The organism is Acidobacteriota bacterium (assembly GCA_016208495.1).
Lineage (GTDB): Bacteria > Acidobacteriota > Blastocatellia > Chloracidobacteriales > Chloracidobacteriaceae > JACQXX01.
The window spans coordinates 90,115-106,363 of sequence record JACQXX010000091.1 but is presented as its reverse complement, the minus strand read 5'-3'; the positions used below and the strand labels follow the sequence as shown (position 1 = coordinate 106,363).

13 protein-coding genes are annotated in these 16,249 nt (G+C 49.8%); 9 read left to right on the top strand and 4 right to left on the bottom strand.

Annotated elements, in window-relative coordinates; genetic code table 11:
* Positions 1-55: 55 nt before the first annotated feature.
* The gene (locus HY774_18755; GenBank protein ID MBI4750528.1) at positions 56-472 is read right to left on the bottom strand and encodes a hypothetical protein; all 417 of its coding nucleotides are present in this window, start codon (positions 470-472) and stop codon (positions 56-58) included.
* Positions 473-820: 348 nt separating this feature from the next.
* Between HY774_18755 and HY774_18750 the strand changes: the two genes are divergently transcribed.
* Positions 821-1,204 carry a RidA family protein gene (locus tag HY774_18750; GenBank protein MBI4750527.1) on the top strand — a complete coding sequence of 128 codons (384 nt, stop codon included), beginning with the start codon at positions 821-823 and terminating at the stop codon, positions 1,202-1,204.
* Positions 1,205-1,545: 341 nt separating this feature from the next.
* Positions 1,546-2,724, top strand: coding sequence for a hypothetical protein (locus HY774_18745; GenBank protein ID MBI4750526.1), 1,179 nt, complete (start codon positions 1,546-1,548; stop codon positions 2,722-2,724).
* A 72-nt stretch (positions 2,725-2,796) separates the two neighbouring features.
* Here the strand turns inward: HY774_18745 and HY774_18740 are convergent, their stop codons facing one another.
* Positions 2,797-3,954, bottom strand: coding sequence for a hypothetical protein (locus tag HY774_18740; GenBank protein MBI4750525.1), 1,158 nt, complete (start codon positions 3,952-3,954; stop codon positions 2,797-2,799).
* Positions 3,955-4,123: 169 nt separating this feature from the next.
* Here HY774_18740 and HY774_18735 point away from each other — a divergent pair, with 169 nt between their 5' ends.
* Positions 4,124-6,370, top strand: coding sequence for a response regulator (locus HY774_18735; protein ID MBI4750524.1), 2,247 nt, complete (start codon positions 4,124-4,126; stop codon positions 6,368-6,370).
* Between the two features lie 107 nt (positions 6,371-6,477).
* Here HY774_18735 and HY774_18730 read toward each other — a convergent pair whose 3' ends face one another.
* Positions 6,478-7,824: a hypothetical protein gene (locus HY774_18730; protein ID MBI4750523.1), complete on the bottom strand. Its 1,347-nt coding sequence runs from the start codon at positions 7,822-7,824 to the stop codon at positions 6,478-6,480.
* A 148-nt stretch (positions 7,825-7,972) separates the two neighbouring features.
* On the opposite strand from HY774_18730, the gene HY774_18725 reads away from it, so the two are divergent.
* The 4 genes from HY774_18725 to HY774_18710 all read left to right on the top strand — a co-directional run bounded on the left by HY774_18725 (position 7,973) and on the right by HY774_18710 (position 11,848).
* The gene (locus tag HY774_18725) at positions 7,973-8,647 is read left to right on the top strand and encodes a CDP-alcohol phosphatidyltransferase family protein (GenBank protein ID MBI4750522.1); all 675 of its coding nucleotides are present in this window, start codon (positions 7,973-7,975) and stop codon (positions 8,645-8,647) included.
* A complete protein-coding gene (locus HY774_18720; protein MBI4750521.1) occupies positions 8,644-9,099 on the top strand; it encodes a GtrA family protein in 456 nt (151 codons plus the stop codon). The genes HY774_18725 and HY774_18720 overlap by 4 nt, the downstream gene beginning before the upstream one ends.
* 481 nt (positions 9,100-9,580) lie before the next feature.
* Positions 9,581-10,180 carry an RNA polymerase sigma factor gene (locus HY774_18715; GenBank protein ID MBI4750520.1) on the top strand — a complete coding sequence of 200 codons (600 nt, stop codon included), beginning with the start codon at positions 9,581-9,583 and terminating at the stop codon, positions 10,178-10,180.
* 3 nt (positions 10,181-10,183) lie between these two features.
* On the top strand, positions 10,184-11,848 hold the full coding sequence (locus tag HY774_18710) for a zf-HC2 domain-containing protein (GenBank protein MBI4750519.1): 1,665 nt from the start codon (positions 10,184-10,186) through the stop codon (positions 11,846-11,848).
* Between the two features lie 248 nt (positions 11,849-12,096).
* Here HY774_18710 and HY774_18705 read toward each other — a convergent pair whose 3' ends face one another.
* A complete protein-coding gene (locus HY774_18705) occupies positions 12,097-14,532 on the bottom strand; it encodes a sigma 54-interacting transcriptional regulator (protein MBI4750518.1) in 2,436 nt (811 codons plus the stop codon).
* A 506-nt stretch (positions 14,533-15,038) separates the two neighbouring features.
* Here HY774_18705 and HY774_18700 point away from each other — a divergent pair.
* Together HY774_18700 and HY774_18695 are read left to right on the top strand one after the other, a co-directional pair.
* The gene (locus tag HY774_18700) at positions 15,039-15,392 is read left to right on the top strand and encodes a hypothetical protein (protein ID MBI4750517.1); all 354 of its coding nucleotides are present in this window, start codon (positions 15,039-15,041) and stop codon (positions 15,390-15,392) included.
* A gap of 92 nt (positions 15,393-15,484) precedes the next feature.
* Positions 15,485-16,198, top strand: a complete 714-nt coding sequence (locus tag HY774_18695; GenBank protein ID MBI4750516.1) for a DotU family type IV/VI secretion system protein — start codon at positions 15,485-15,487, stop codon at positions 16,196-16,198.
* The last annotated feature ends 51 nt before the right edge of the window (positions 16,199-16,249 follow it).

Sequence of the window (16,249 nt, the reverse complement as noted above, 5' to 3'; positions counted from 1 at the left end):
GAACTTAGCCTGAATTTGAAGGATTTGGCAAGCTAACGCTTGAATTCTGAACAATTTATGCAAGCGGCTCGCGGTCCGGTTCAACCCATTCGGTTTTGGCACGTTCGGTGGCCAATAACTCTGGACTGAAATGCTGCTGAATCACCCGCGAATTGGCCAACTGGCGCACAAGTTCAGCTTCGAGCGCCTGAGGGGTCATTGTTTCGTGGTTTTGGCGCCAAAACGCAAAAACCTTTTTCATCCAAAACTGAGTCACCGTCTCGCTGTAGACGGAAATGTTATGAATTTTGACGAAATTCAGCAGCGTTGATCGGAACCGGTCACGAGCCTCTTCAAATGGGTGCCGGGCAACATAAAACAACGCCACCCGCAAATGGTCGGCATGGCTGAAGGTTTCAGGGTCAAGCGTGCCGGCTTCAAAGGTTCGAATCAGTTCGTCAGTGGTGCGAGCAGAAAGTGCCAGGTGCGACATAGAAAAATTCCTTTCCAAAAAAGCAAAAGCCGCCTGCACTTAGATTGGCGCAGGCGGCACAGTACTAAAACAGTAAATTGCCCGGCAAAACCTGCCGGGCAAAAGAAAAACCGCACAAGGCAACTGGCCTTGCGCGGTGAACCTTTAAAAAACCACAGTCCAGCCGAAGTTGTCAATGAAAAAATCTGCCACCTGAACAAAATGGAGCAAGGGCGCTGTTGCTTTGAACCACGCCCACTTCGAAAACCCGGCACCCTAAAACAGTTCCAATCTTCCACAGCACAATTTAAAGTGGCAGGCGACCGCTTCGGCGGGAATCACAACCATCAGGAGACGAAAAACAAGTTTATGTCACGTCAAACCATTCATACCGAACATGCCCCCAAAGCCATTGGGCCCTATGTCCAGGCCGTTCGCATCGGCCAGTTTGTATTTACTTCAGGTCAGATCGCCATTGATCCAACCACCAGCCAGGTGGTTGAAGGTGACATTTCCGCCCAAACCGAACGGGTGCTGACCAACATCACCGCTGTGCTTGAGGCTGCCGGTGGCAGCCTGAGAAATGTCGTCAAAACCACGGTTTTTCTCAAGGATATGAACCATTTTCAGGCTATGAATGAAGTCTATGGCCGGTTTTTCTCGGAAAACCCGCCAGCCCGTTCTACCGTCGAAGTTGCCAGATTGCCAAAAGACGTCCTGGTGGAAATCGAAACCATCGCCTGGGTTGGGTAGGCTTTAGGGTTCCGGGTTCCGGGTTCCGGGTTTATAAAGACATAAAAGACATAAAGGACATAAAGGACAAACCCTTCGAAAACCTGGAACCCGGGCAAGATGACAGGGTGACAAGGTGACAAGATGACAAGGTGACCAATGACAAGATGACAAGGGATTTTTTTCATCCCTCATCCTTCATCCCTCATCCCTTGAAAGAACCCGGAACCCAGTGCTTTGGCCAGGCATTCAGAAATCCAGTTTGCTAGCCGGTTTTCAACGGAAAAGCCTTGAGTTTCCTGGATTTATCAGTATAGTGGGGGCTCGAATTTTACCTTCCAACCATCCCCAAAGGAGCATCCGTGGAACGAAAGATCCTCATATTGACCTCTGACACCGGTGGAGGTCACACCAGCGCTGCGCGAGCTTTGGAAGCCGGGCTTGGGCACGTCGTAGACGGTGTTTCATTCCTCGTGCATATTGCCCACGCGCTTGAAGAAAGCCACTCGCTGACACGCCGCATGGCCGGGCTATACAACGTACTGCTGCGTTCACAGCAAAAATACGTCAAGCATTATCACTGGTTTGTCAATCGGTTCCACCCAGACCGCTGGCCTTTTGTTTACAAACACGGAAAAAAATATCTTTCCGGCCTGGTTGACCGACATTGCCCCAATGTCATTGTGTCGGTGCATCCGATGGTTCAATACTGCCTGAGCCGGATGCTCGAAGAACTCAAGCTTGCGGACAAAATCCCGCTGGTGACAGTCGTCACGGACCCCTGTGGCAACTCCTGGAGTGGCTGGCGCGGTGACCACGTCAATCTCTATATCGTCGCCCACGAATGGGCCAAACAGGAACTGATTTCCTTTGGAATTCCGGAAGATAAAATTCGAATTTGCGGAATGCCGATTCATCCAAAATTCCAGGATGTCAGCGAGCGCGATCCGGCGATTGCCCGACTGGAACTTGGTCTCAATCCTGAAAAATTCACGGTCTTTGTCAACGCTGGCTGGGTTGGCGGCGGAAACATTCCCCAAATTTACAGCACCCTGATTGAAGCTGACCTTGACCTGCAAATGATTTTCCTGGCCGGGCGCAACGAAAAGCTCGAAAAAGAAGCCAAAGCCATGGCTCGCCATGCCAGCTTCCCAATCTCCGTGATTGGGTATACCGACAGGATGGATCATTTGATGAGCGCGTCGAGCCTGATGATTTCCAAACTGGGTGGCCTGACCACGTTTGAAGCCCTCGCCTCACAATTACCAATTATTGCCGATGGCCTGACACCGCCAATGCCGCAAGAAGCCGGAACCGGCAATTTGCTTGAAGAATACAATGCCGGCGTGATGCTCCGACGACTGGATGATATCGTTCCAATTGTCCGGCGATTATTACACGACACCGACGAATATTTGGCGATGAAGCAAGCCGCTGCCGCGCTTGGCATTCCAGATGCCACCAAACGGATCGTGAATGAAATTTCCCTTCTGATCCCGTCCCCACCCCCCGCACCAGCCGTCAAATTAATTCAAGGCTAGCGGAATTCAAAGTATGTTCGTGAGGAGCCACTCTGTGCCGCAAGGGCACGAGTGGCTCTTTTTGGTTTTGCCTTACTTTGAACCTGGGCAATATTTCAGTTCAGGGACGCCACCAGCCTTCCAAACCTGGTATATCAAACTTCCCAGGCTTCCCATCGGATCTAAATTGAGTGATTCAGCCGTGCTGAAGTTCGCTGTCAGTGTCTCTAAAAACGAAGTTAAGGTCTGATTAAGCTGTTGTTGTAATGACTCAAGCTCGGGCCCGGCCTCAGATTCAGGGCGAACAGGAAACGTCTCGATCCGAGCAACTTTCAAAATCTCCTCAATTTGTGAAAATCGCTCCCAATGCGTCCACCGATCAAGCGCGATTTCAGTCGCATCGCCGTGCTTGAGCTGATAGGCCGGGTTGACCTGCAAGTGGTTTCCTTCCGTCGCTCCTTCCCCCTGACAAATAATTGCCTGAATCAACGAATCAGCACGTTTTCTGGCCTGATGTGAATTCCCAGAAATGGTGACGCTGAACTGATAATCCTCCAGAATCCAGTCCCGTCGCCGGCGATGGAGGACGGTTTGAAAGTCGTCTTTTTGCTTGAGATCCGTCACCGTTGGACTTCCTTGTTGTGGGTACAGGTCTTCCCACATGACGTCCACCCCGTGTTGGAGGGCATGGTAGAACTCGCCGATTGACCGGTACTGATCTCGGGGCTGGGTGCTCAATGGAGGCGACGGAACCCGTGGCAGGTAGTGCTCAATCCAGGTCAGCAACCCGATTGAATCCAGGCTAAGTGGAGCCAGCCGAACCTGGTCTCTCAATTCCGACGGAACCGCAATATAGGGAACCGAATCAGGATCATACTTTGGAAAAAACCTCCCATCTTCCCCAATGAAATCAACCCTGGCGCCAATGGCATTGCACAAATTGGCCGCGAGTTCGATATGGAGCATTTCCTGGAAGGCAATGGACATAATGCTGTTAAAGGCAAACTGGGCGGTCTGCTCAGGTTTGCCTTGAAACCACTCAAAATCCGGCAACCCTCCAGGCAATATCGGGTAATTCACCGCCTTTAATTCAGGGCGACCAGTGGTCGGATCTGGCATCACTTGAATTGAATATGCCACCGACAAATACAGCGGGATGGTCCATAACTCAAGGCGGGCAGCTCCCGCACAATGTTCTCGAATCAGATCAACTGTCCATTCACGGATGGTGTTCGGAGTAGAATGGCTCATGAAATGAGTCTCCTTTTCGTGAGAAAACTGATGATGATGTTCTGGGAAGTCATGATGATCGAAAAATCAATGATCATCGGCAAGCAAGGTTTGAGGCACAAAAGCTGGCAATTGGAGTAAACTATCAGGCATTCTATCTCTCAATTTATTTCTGCCAACAGGCTGGTTCATGGTTTTCTCATTTTTTTATTCTGACCAGAGTCAAACCATCAAGATCGAATCACCTCCGGGGAGCAACCATCATTTGAAAAATGCCCTTGATGCAGTTGTTTGGGAGTGGATTCCGTATGTTTCCATCGGGTTATGCGCCTTTTACTATTTCGTAGCAGTGCTGCACTGGTGGTTTGTCCCTCCGCCTTCGTCGAGGTACCTCTCTACAGTTGCTCTCATATCTGGAATCCTTCTCACGGTTGTCCTTGGAGCTCACCGACGCAACACTATTCCAGTTGCCTGGAGTCAGCCTGTTGGGGTTGGAATCTTCCTGCTTCCAGTTATCAACAGTCTTCTGCATTTGTGGTTTGTTCCCGAAGCCAAACACACCACCAATCTCCTGCTAACTCTTATTGGAAGTGGATGCCTGTTGCTTTCAATCCGGGATTACTGGATTCTGGCAGGTCTTTCCCTCATTGGATGGTTTTTTGTTGCAAGCCAGGCGCCACCTGGCCCTGATTGGGGACATTTTGCATTCACACTTTGCAGCGCTGTGATTATCGGATTTGTCGTACAGGCAGCCCGTTTGCGGACTTATCAGCGACTGGAATTACTGAGAATCAAAAATGAATTCCGCAAAACTGAACTTGAGATCGCAACAGTCCAGGCCGAGCAGGCAAATCTTGCCAAAAGCGAGTTTCTGGCCAACATGAGCCACGAAATCAGAACTCCGATGAATGGCATTATTGGGATGGCTGAGTTGTTACTGGAATCACAACTCACCCCAGAACAACGCGAATGTGCTGAAACGATCAACGGCTCCAGTCGCGCATTGCTGGCAATTATTAATGACATTCTGGATTTTTCGAAAATTGAAGCCGGAAAGGTGGAACTTGAAAAAATTGAATTTGACCTTCGACACACAATTGAGTCAGTCACCAATCTGCTGGCTGAATTTGCCCATCGGAAAAACCTGGAACTGATCGTCCAAATTGATCCCGATGTCCCCACCCAGCTTTTCGGTGATTCATTGCGACTGCGTCAAATTCTGGTTAATTTGATCAACAATGCCATTAAATTTACAACTCAGGGGCAGATTCTCGTTCGTGTTCAGCCAGCAACCCCGGCTGATGCGCGTCAAGCTGTGATTCAGTTCGAAGTGGTTGATACAGGAATTGGAATTCCACCTGAAACGCTCAGTCGCTTATTCACCTCATTTACTCAGGCAGATGGTTCAACCACCCGCAAGTTTGGAGGCACCGGACTTGGCCTGGCAATTTCCAAACAACTGGTTGAACTTCTGGGCGGGAAAATTGGGGTCACCAGTCAACTCAAGGAAGGAAGTACTTTCTGGTTTACGGCGCGATTTGACATTACAGCACCCAATCCAGAACTGGTGACAACTTCCCAACTCTCCGGTTTACACCTTTTGATTGTTGAAGATAATGCCGTTTGTGGTGAAGTGCTGCGCGGCTACTGCCAGACCTATGGCATCAATTGCGAACTGATTCCAACAATTGGCGAAGCCTTCATTCGTCTTCAAAAGGCTGAACGTCAGGGTATGCCGTTTCGGGTGGTGCTCCTGGATCGTAAGCTGGCCGAAGGTGATGGCATCGAACTGGTTCGCACCATTCGGGCTCAACCATCTATGGACTACCTTCGGCTGGTAATGATGATTCCACTCGGAGACCGGGAGGCGCTTGAGTTGGTTCGGGCTGAGCAAATGCACTACCTGACGAAACCGGTTCATCAATCTACCTTTTATAATATTTTGCGCAATGCCTTGAAAATGGCTCACAAACCTCCAACCATCAAATTACAGGCCATGGCCCCCCTGCCCGCAGTTAAATCCCTTTCCCCTTTGCAGGTTTTAGTAGCCGAAGACAATGTAACCAACCAGCGAGTGGCGCGAAAATTATTAGAAAATTTGGGATGTCAGGTAGATGTGGTGGCAAATGGGGCCGAAGCGCTCAACGCCGTCAAACAATCCACGTATCATATGGTGCTGATGGACTGTCAAATGCCTGAAATGGATGGGTTTGAGGCGACACTTGAAATTCGCCGCCTTGAGCAAATCGCGTCTGAAGGCTCACCTGCCGTCAGAATCCCAATTGTGGCCCTGACCGCAAATGCCACCCAGGAAGACCAGACCAAATGTCTTGCCGTTGGAATGGACGATTACCTTTCCAAACCAGTGACACTGGATAAATTGACCAGGGTGTTAAAGCAGTGGACGGCCAAAGGACAGAATGAAGAAAGTGGTTAGTGGTTAGTGGTTCTTCGAAAGTATTGATTTCTAACCACTAACCACTAACCACTAATCACTAACCACTAATCACTAACCACTAACCACTTTCTTCATTCTTCACCTGGCTAGGGTTCGGCTGGTGCGTCTGGTTTGGCATCATTTCTGGTGCGAGCAAACGGTTTTTTCAACCATTCCTTGGCTCGATCTTGTGAATCAAAAACGTTTTTACGCGATAACACTTTATTGTAATGAACTACTGCTTCTGGACGCTTCATCAAGATGTCATTGATTTGACCAAGTTTAAGATGAGACAGCGTCACCAGGTCCGCATTGGCATTTTTGAAGGCAATCACGGCGGCATAATGTTGAGCCGCATCGGTATCACGCTCCTGGGCAGCCAGGGCTTCGGCAAACTGATACTCGATTAAATCACGGGAAGCTGCCGTTCGGGGGTCGGCCAATAATTCGGTAAACAACTTCACGCTTTCATCATATTTTCCAAGCCGAATCAACGAATCGGCGGTTTCCATTTTCACCAGGTAGTTGGTTGGATATTTCTTTCCAAGGACTTCCAGTTGCCGAAGCGCATCCGAATAGCGTTTTTCCCGTTTATAGAGCGCGGTTAAAATGACACGGGCATCATCCGGGACATAAGTTCCCTGCTCAGTGACCTGTTCAAGCAATGCCAGCCCTTTTTTCTTTGAGCCGCGAAAGCCTCCCATCGCAGCCAGCACTTTGACCGGCAACGGGAGTGACCCAACGACATAGTTGTACATACCAATGGTCAGGTTGGCATCCATAAACGTGGGATCAAGTTCAAGCACTTTGCGGTGCAGGTCCACGGATTTATCTCCGTTTTTGAGAGCTGAAATAAATGACCGGGCAACGGTGGCTTCATAGGCTGCCAGCACACCGTGGGTGGCGCCAAGAAAATACAACGTTTGGGGATCTTTGGGCGTGGTTTTCAATCGGGCCTCGGCTTTGGCAATGGCTGTGGCCAGCAAATCGCGAAATTCCTTGTCAAATTTGGGGTCTATGGTTTCCCTGGTTTCTGAATAGAACGAATCGTCATTATAAACACCGATTTGCAGGCGGCGGCTTTTGTTCAATTGTTCCAGCCAGAGAGCATTCGCCACATACAAATAGCCGGCGGGTTTTTCTGGATCCAGTTCGATCATCTGGCGGAAATCTTTTTTCGCCGTGGTGTAGTCAAGGTTGTAGACAGCGGCAAATCCCTCTAACCGCAGTCGGTCAAACTCAACCAGCGTTGATCCACTGGGTGAAGCCGCAGCCTCAGATGTAGAATTACCTGACTGCGTTTCAGTTCCTGTATGTTGTGCGATACCTGTCGTTGTAAACAGCAGGACCACAAACAAGCTTAGTGAGAAGAGTTTCATCATGGTTGAAATCGCCTTTTGGTCAAAGCAATGTGGAATTGTTGAAAAGGACAACCGTGATATGGTTGATGACATCAGACCTGGGCTTTCAACACCAGTAATGAAGAGAATGATTGAGGTATGAAGATGCCATCTGCCTGAACAACAGGTGGTTAGATCGTTCATCGTTCATCATTGATCCGTCTTCATTTGGAATCAACTCCAGTTTCACCCCAGAAAAATCATGGAAAAATCAGACTTCAAAGATGCGAAACGTCAGCTTGCGGGGTTAACCGCTCCGCTTGAACGCCGGGCAATCCAGTTTTTTGTTCAAAAATTGCCGGGCTGGGTCAATTCCGATCACCTGTCTTTGCTCGGGTTTTTGGCCCTGGTCGGTGCCGGAGCCTTGTACTCGATCAGTAAATCAAACCCGGTGCTCTATCTTTCCCTGGTGAACGTGTGTCTGTTGCTCAACTGGTTTGGCGACAGCTTGGACGGTTCACTGGCTCGACATCGGCAAAAACAGCGCCCACGATATGGGTTTTATGTTGATCACATCATCGACACGATTGGTTTTTTCTTCTTAATTGGCGGAATGGCAGTTTCGGGGTATATGAGCGAACGGGTCGCTTTTGGGTTGCTTACGGTGTACTACATGCTGATGATTAACTCGAATCTGTCAGCTTATACCCTGAGCAAGTTCAATGTTTCCTATGGGTTGTTTGGCCCAACCGAGTTGCGGATTGTACTTGCGATTGGAAATTTCTTTTTGATCACCCACCCGTTCTCAACCATTTTGGGTCACAAATACCTGCTCTATGATGTTGGCGGAGTCTGCAGCATTGTCGGCATGGGCATCACGTTCCTGATTGCCGTCCTCAAAAACATCGTGACTCTCTACAATTTGGAGCGTGTGTGATGGTCAAAACCGACATAGCGCCTCGTGAATCCCTGAAATCACTTGGCTGGCACTGGTTGAAGTTCAACCTGGTTGGGGCGGTGGGAATGGGACTCCAAACGATTGTACTTCACATTTTGGACGACCGCTCTGACCTTCGATCCTCAATCGCCATGCTCATCGCGGTTGAACTGGCGGTCATTCACAATTTTTTCTGGCATGAGAAATGGACCTGGAGCGACCGACCAAGCCTGACCTGGAGTGATCGCTCAATCCGCTTGATAAACTTCAACTTGACCAACGGACTGGTGTCTATCCTGGGGGCAGTTGTGTTTATGGAAGTATTGCACGAAAGACTCGGCTTCCCCGTCCAACTGGTTAATTTAATCTCAATTGTCGCCTGTTCATTGATCAATTTTCTGCTTTCTAACAGCCTTGTCTTCCGCAACCACATGAAGGAAGTAGCGAAGTAGCGAAGTAGCGAAGTGCTTTAGCCTTGATTTCCAGTCCGGGTCTGTCAACCCCGAAATTCTTTCTTTTCACTATTTCGCTATTTCGCTAACTGTCACCCTGTCACCCTGTCACCTTGTCACCCTGTCACCCTGTCTCCTGTCTCCTGTCTCCCTGTCACCCTGTTCTCCCTGTCACCCTGTTCTCCCTGTCTCCCTGTCTCCTGTCTCCCTGTCTCCTGTCTCCCTGTCTCCCTGTCACCTTATCAATCTGCTGACCAATTTTTCCAGGCTGGACCGTTGATTGAGCCAGAGAAGAGAACTTGGGCTGAGTGGCTGTTTTTTGTCGCACCACTAAAAAAATTGCAGGCAAAAAGCCGTCAACCTGTGGCACTGTTGAAGGAACTCGTCGTACCCAGACCACCATTCTCAGCCCGTCTTTTTTTGATGTCCTGGCTATCCTGCTCAGTATCCTAAACATTTCATTTTACACGGACATGCGCCCATGACTGACCGACGCGGACTTCGCAGCGTGCCGACAACCCAACCGGTTCAAACCGGAGAACTGGAAGACTTTGAACTGGTTCGGCGGTTCAAGTATGACCAGGACGCTCAGGCTTTTGAGCAGCTTTTCCGGCGTCATCAACAATATGTTTCTCACCTGTGTCTATCTCTGCTCCGCTCGCGGGCGGAGGCTGAAGATGCACTGCAGGAAATATTTATTAAAGTCTATCGCGGGCTCAACAGCTTTGAACCGAAAGTGACGTTTCGTGGCTGGCTGTACCGCATCACGGTCAACCATTGTCGGGATTTACTGGATCAACGTGCCCGTCGGGCCGAAGATTCCGAAGAGGAAACCCTTCACACGCTGGTGACTTTTCCCAAACAGGAAGCCAGCGTGATTGCTTCAATGATGACCGAAGCCGCTCTTGATCGGTTGAAACCGGAATATCGAGTGGCGTTTGTATTGCAGGCAGTTGAGGGCCACTCGATTGCCGAAGTTGCCCAATTGCTGGGAATTGGATTTGAGGCTGCCGCCAGCCGGCTTCGTCGTGCCTACCAGCAGTTTATTGATGCATATCAGGCGCTTAACCCCAAAGAATGAATTATGAAACGAACTCCGCCCACCCCTGAATGTGCCGCCCTTGGTGACCTGCTGATTGCATTTTCGGTTGACGAACTCGATCCGGAACGCAAGGCGCAAGTTCAAAGGCACCTCGATCTTTGCTCGCGGTGCCGCGAAGAACTTGCCGAAATCACGCAGGCCGCCCAGTTGGCTGAATCACTCGCGCTCACTAGCCCGGTTGTGGACCGGTACCCAGAGTTTCTGCGCCGCCTGGCCGCCTCTGAATCCAAACCATCGTCCCAGGCATTGCTTCCACTTACTGAAACCTTAGCCCTGGAAACTGAATCTGGATCAATCCCCATCACCGAGGGCGGATTTGCCGCAGTGGTCCCTATTTTTGGCCGAAGGCTGGCAGTTCGAACCGGATTTCAACGTGGGTTTGATTTAACGCTGCACGGTCGTCAGGGGAACCAGTTGTTACGGATTTCAGCCGCCTCATTGACCCGCGTGGCAACCGTGGCGGCTGGATTGAGTGCGGTTGCAGCCATCAGTATCGTGGCGATGGTGCTGGCGATTTTTCCGTCCATGTGGCGCAATCCAAACCCGCAACCCGCCACTGGAGGCGGGGTTTTGGGAGGAATGGCACCCGAGCCAATCATTCCGAAAGTGAAAGCGGTTGGAATTCGTCCTCCGCTGGTTTCAGGCTCAATTGAAAGCACAACTTTGATTGCCTGGAATGCCAATGGCAAAGTCCAGGCACAGTTTGTAACCAACAATCAACTGGTGGGACAACCGCTTGACTTGAAACTCCAAACTGAGCGGCAATCAAAATCAAATCAAGGATTTGAAAATGTCCCGGTGATTGTAACCGATGGATCTGGTTTTTTGGTGATGAGCGAGCTGGATTTTGGTATCTGTGCCTGGCGATTGAACCCCGGTACCACTGGTGCCGATATTTACCCAATCACACTGACCCAACGCGGGGTTCAACCTGCGGCGGTCTGGATTGGTGATCGGTATCTGGCCGCCTGGACCGTTCCTGATCCCAACAGTCCCAAAATTGAAATGGTTGAGCTTGGGTCTGATGGGCGGTTGTTGACCAAAACCCCCAAAGAAGTCGCCATTTCCCTGAATGGCAATAAACTCCGGAACCCGCTCCTGGCTGGTGACGGTAAGCAGACCCTTCTGGCGTATTTTACCCAGGATCAACGCATCCATGTGCAATTGTGGCAACTCAGTCAATCTGGACCAACGCCGCCCCAACACATTGTATTACCTACCTCGGAACAGACTGAACCCGTCGGCTTGAAAATCATCACCCGACCCAATGAGTTTGATCTTTTCTGGATCGAACATGGAAAACCAGCCGGTTCAGAAATTCAATTTGCCCGGCTTTCACGAAATGGCGAACTGAGTGCCGTTCAAACTTTGGTGGTGTCACCAATCAATATTCCAGAGTTTGATATTCGCGAGACATCAACTGATGTCAAACTCATCTGGCTTGAAACATCAACCAGAAGCGCTGTTCTGTTAATGCAACACTTCAGTTTTGAAGGAACCCGGCTGCAACAACCGCTGAATCTGCCAATTGAAACCTATCGTCCGCTGTCTGCCTGTTTTGCGGATCGGGATGGATCTTCCGTGGTCTGGTTTGCCCATCGTCCAACCGAAGCTCCCTCATTTTTTGTGACTTCTGATCTCCCTTGACCCAAAGAAAGTATGAATTATGAAACCTCGCCGTGATGAAACCATCAAACCTGAGTTCTTTCATTATTCATACTTTGTGTTGCGAACCAACATTCAGGGAGCCAATCGGCCAGGCTGTAAACCAGTGCTTTATTCCATTACCTGAATGTTGATTCCCAAGGCAATGACAAGGTAGCGCCTTCAAGGAAGACAAGTCTTGGAGATTATTGCCATCCGTGTGGCATTTCTTGCTTTTTCGAGCCAGGTTTTTATTCCGAAGGCCATTTGGGGTTGATCATGCGGAACAAATGTCCCAGTTCTTCGATTTTTTGGCGACGCCCGGCGTCCTGAATATAGGGACTGCTCATCAAACCTCCATAAATCACTGAAAATGTTTTGGCTCGTGGAAACCGCTCCTGATGGATAATCTGCGAAATGTTACTCAGGATCGAAAATTCAAAGTATTTTCGACGGTTGTATTCAAACTCATCGAACACTTCTTTAAACAGCCGGATAAATTGCTTCTTGATGGCTTCATCACTTCCAGTCTGAATGGGTGCCGTTCCACCAGTTGAGGGTGACACGTGGGCTGGTTCAACCGGGGCCGGCAACCCTGGAGTGGTGGATTGTGGCAGGTACCCATAGGGGACTGGAGGCCCTCCGAACTGGCCCATTGGTTGCGCAATCGGAGCTGGGCGGTAGGGGGTTGGTTCAGCCGAAGCAGTACTGGTTGTCGGCAATTTTGCCACCCCAGGCATATTCACTGCTGTTCGATAGTCAGTTGGAAAGGTAAATCCGGTGTTTGACATCATTGGGTCCGCTGGTATGCTTGTCACGGTTGCCGAAGCCGCCACTGCAAGTGCGGCGTGCGGTGGCTCGACTGAGCTGGTCACTGGTGCGAACAAAAGCGGATGATGCCCGATTGCCCGGTGGACGATTTCTGGGGTAATGACCGACACCCCAAACGATTTTGCCAGGTTTACCGACAATCCAATCGTATTTTGTAAACTGCGATAATTCCCAATCCAGCGCATGGACCGCAGGAAAATTTCAGCTTCGGGTGACAGTGAAAACTCGCCTTGCTCACGCAGGAAGGAAAGCGCCGTGGGGACAATCTGATCTGGAATTTCATGAAGTGGTTTGATGTGAATCCAGTACCGAAACCGGGATGGCAAATCAGAGCGAAACAACGGTTGTACGTCGGTGCGAACGCTTTGCTTACACCATTCTTCAATGGGCTGGTTTGTCGCCAGAATAATCCGGCAGGTTACGGGCCGATATTCGTTGGTGCCCATTCGCTGGTACTGTCGGTTTTGTAAAACGCGCAGCAACAACGCCTGGCATTGAGGCGTCAGCTCACCAATTTCATCAATAAAGAGCGTTCCATTTCCAGCTTCTTCGATTTTTCCAACCCGTGGCTGGGCATCGGTAAAGGCTCCTTTGACGGTCCCAAACAACTCGGCCACCATAAACGACTTATCAACCGCTGTCGCCGCGTCATAGACCACAAATTTCCCACTTCGGGTTGGTCCAGCCAGATGGAGCGCATACGCCAAATCCGTCTTCCCAACCCCAGGCTCGCCGCGCAGCATTACCGCAGCTTCCGGCTGATCTTTGCCAGCTATTTCCAAAAGGTTCAGCACCTCATCCATGGTCTGGTCATAGTAGGTAAATCGCCCAAATTGGCGGCGATAGATGCTGTGTGTCACCGGGAAGGCGCGAGCCAGCCGGATCAACTCCCGTTTCACCAGTGGTAAAATCATTTCCAGTGCCACCGGATCCGTTGCCTGTGAAACCACCAGTCGGTATCCGCACCCTAAATCAAACGTGTTTGAAATGGTCTCCTTTTCAAGTGGTCCGGCGTGATGCCCGGCCACAATGTGCTCACCGCCCACCGTTTTATGCAAAACGGTGACGTGATCCAGTGCCAGAAAGGTACGGGAGGTCAAGACCTGGATTAATCCGGAGAAAAAAGCCTCCAAATCAGTGGCCTGGATAAGGGGGCGAATCAAGAATCCAAGATCAACCGTCCGGCTACGGGAAGTGCTACGCCGCTCACGGTGTTTTTCCCGAATACTTTCCATCGCCAGTCGGGCGTCCGATTCATAGTAGCGGTTTTTACATCGTGAAAAGCACTCCAGTGCCTGCTCAGTTGTCTTGAGGGCAAGATCATAACTGGCTTCCACCTGGGACAATGCCAGCAAGGTCCGCCCCGTTTCAAACACCGAAATATTCTGAAAAACATTCAATGCCTGGTGGAGCCGGCGTTTGATTTCCGACCGGTCTCCAGTATTCGTCCGGCGTAAATAGGTGGCTTCCTGGAGTAAATGCAGTGCCTGGAAAAAAGGATCGGCGGCATTGACCAATTCTTCGATTGTATCCAGCGCAACGGTCCCGCCCCGATATCCGGCCTCCATTTCCAGCGCCGCGCGCCACAGCCCCAAATCCTCACGGCACAATTTCAGCAGGTTTGGAACCCGGTGGGCTTCGCGATGATTCATCAGTGCCAGGGCCATGACATAAAAATCAACGGCCTGAGGCGGGGGGAAATGTCCCAGGGCGAGATGAAAGGTCAATGACCCTTCAGAGTAATCATCTTCGGCAATCCATAACCGGCGGACCGACTCTGTGACCAGAGCTGGATCCAAAGTTCCGTTATGCAGGTCTAATATCAGGGGTAATGCGCGGGCGACAGTCTGTTCCATAGCGTTCTCCTCACTCTTCATTGGGCTTTCACAAAATTGTCAGGTTCAGAAATTTAAATTGATTGATTTCAAATTGTACTGCAAATCCCGTGCAATTCAATTTCAAATTGAATCATTTCAATAATTTTTTTTGCTTCTAATGGCTAAAATTGCACGAATTTTACTTATGCGGACGATTTAACCCATTTATTTTCATTAGATTCAAAGATTTTACAAATTCTCGCGAAAAAACAGAGAATCAAAGAACTTGATCTGAATAGAGTCCCCCTACTCCATTTTTAATTAAATACAAATTTAATACAGGTAAATTAAACCTGGACCGGGTTGATAAACTGATCTTGACTGGGGCTCAAAAAAACAATTGTCGCGTTCCCCCCGCACTAGACGGGAGGGGCCTTCAAAAATTGCAAATTTAATCAACCCTGGCAAGCCATTTGCAGAGGGACAATCACCACTGCCAGTCGCAGGGGGTAAAACTCAACGCTATCAAAGTGAGGCCAAAAGTTGTGCTGTCCCAAATACTTCAATCTCAGCTATATCAAGGCGAACCCGAAACCCGTTGGATTGGCTTTGGCGTAGGCTATGGCGAGCGCAATATCCCAGCCGATGTGTTCTTCGTTCAGCATTTATTGAATTTTTTGATTATTCACGGATGTTTGATTCCACTGGCCCAACTTGAAGAAACCGGCCAGATTGATGACGCCACAACGTTTGCAATTCGCTATTTTCAACGTAGCCACCTGAATTATGCCAACCCTGACGGTCGAGTCACTCCAAACAGCCTGACCCTGCGAAAAATGGTTGACATGGCCGGGATGATCCGTCTGCGACTTGACACCAGACCCTTTGATGCCGGGTAGAGCTTCTCCCACACCAGCCCTCGAAAAGATTTGAAGAACCATTATCACCGCATCAGTTTATTCTTCTGCAAGCTCTTGAAAGGAAAGGTATTATGCCAGCACTGGCAACTGAACCTACATTTACCGCACGCACCCCAATCACACCCGAAGTTGACCTGGTCACCCTGGCCAGCCCAATGTTTGAACTTGTCATGCGAATCCGGGCCGAACACGTTCAACCCTCAATGGAATTACAGGCCACGATTGATCGCATGGTTATGAGGTTGGAGCAACGTGGTCGGGGATTGCGCTATGGAGAAAAACAACTGGAGGCCGCAAAATTTGCCCTGGCTTCTTATATTGATGAAATGGTGTTGATGGCTGACTTCCCGTTTCACGATGAGTGGGAAAAATATCCATTACAATTAAAGTATTTTGGCGAACATCTGGCTGGAGTGCGCTTCTTTGAGCGGTTAAATGATCTTTTGAAAGACGTTGAACGCCAGGGTGACCTGGTTGAACTGTATTACATGTGCCTGCTGCTTGGGTACAAAGGACGGTTCCGGGATTATTTTGAAGACGAACTGGTGGATGTGGTCCGACAAGTTGAGGAGGCGTTGCGGCAGGTCAACCGACTGCGGACCGTGGCGCAATCTCCACACTGGCTTTTGGATGATCAACCTGAACCTCGTGAGGAAGTGAAATGGCCAAAATGGCTCCTGGGGTTGGGCATTGGTTCACTTGGGCTTGGAATTTTGACTTTTGCCGTGTTCAAACTGGGAATTGACCGAATTTTACACGCGGCGTTGACCTCACTTACCTGGTAATACCAACTGAGAATGCAGAATGAAGGAGCGGTTAGTGGCTAGTGATTAGAA

Bases quoted from the DNA above. Each gene is read 5' to 3' on its own strand.
- HY774_18750 (MBI4750527.1), top strand. From the start codon at position 821: ATGTCACGTCAAACCATTCATACCGAACATGCCCCCAAAGCCATTGGG.
- HY774_18715 (MBI4750520.1), top strand. From the start codon at position 9,581: ATGACTGACCGACGCGGACTTCGCAGCGTGCCGACAACCCAACCGGTT.
- HY774_18735 (MBI4750524.1), top strand. From the start codon at position 4,124: ATGGTTTTCTCATTTTTTTATTCTGACCAGAGTCAAACCATCAAGATC.
- HY774_18705 (MBI4750518.1), bottom strand. From the start codon at position 14,532: ATGGAACAGACTGTCGCCCGCGCATTACCCCTGATATTAGACCTGCAT.
- HY774_18740 (MBI4750525.1), bottom strand. From the start codon at position 3,954: ATGAGCCATTCTACTCCGAACACCATCCGTGAATGGACAGTTGATCTG.
- HY774_18730 (MBI4750523.1), bottom strand. From the start codon at position 7,824: ATGTCATCAACCATATCACGGTTGTCCTTTTCAACAATTCCACATTGC.
- HY774_18755 (MBI4750528.1), bottom strand. From the start codon at position 472: ATGTCGCACCTGGCACTTTCTGCTCGCACCACTGACGAACTGATTCGA.
- HY774_18725 (MBI4750522.1), top strand. From the start codon at position 7,973: ATGGAAAAATCAGACTTCAAAGATGCGAAACGTCAGCTTGCGGGGTTA.
- HY774_18695 (MBI4750516.1), top strand. From the start codon at position 15,485: ATGCCAGCACTGGCAACTGAACCTACATTTACCGCACGCACCCCAATC.
- HY774_18710 (MBI4750519.1), top strand. From the start codon at position 10,184: ATGAAACGAACTCCGCCCACCCCTGAATGTGCCGCCCTTGGTGACCTG.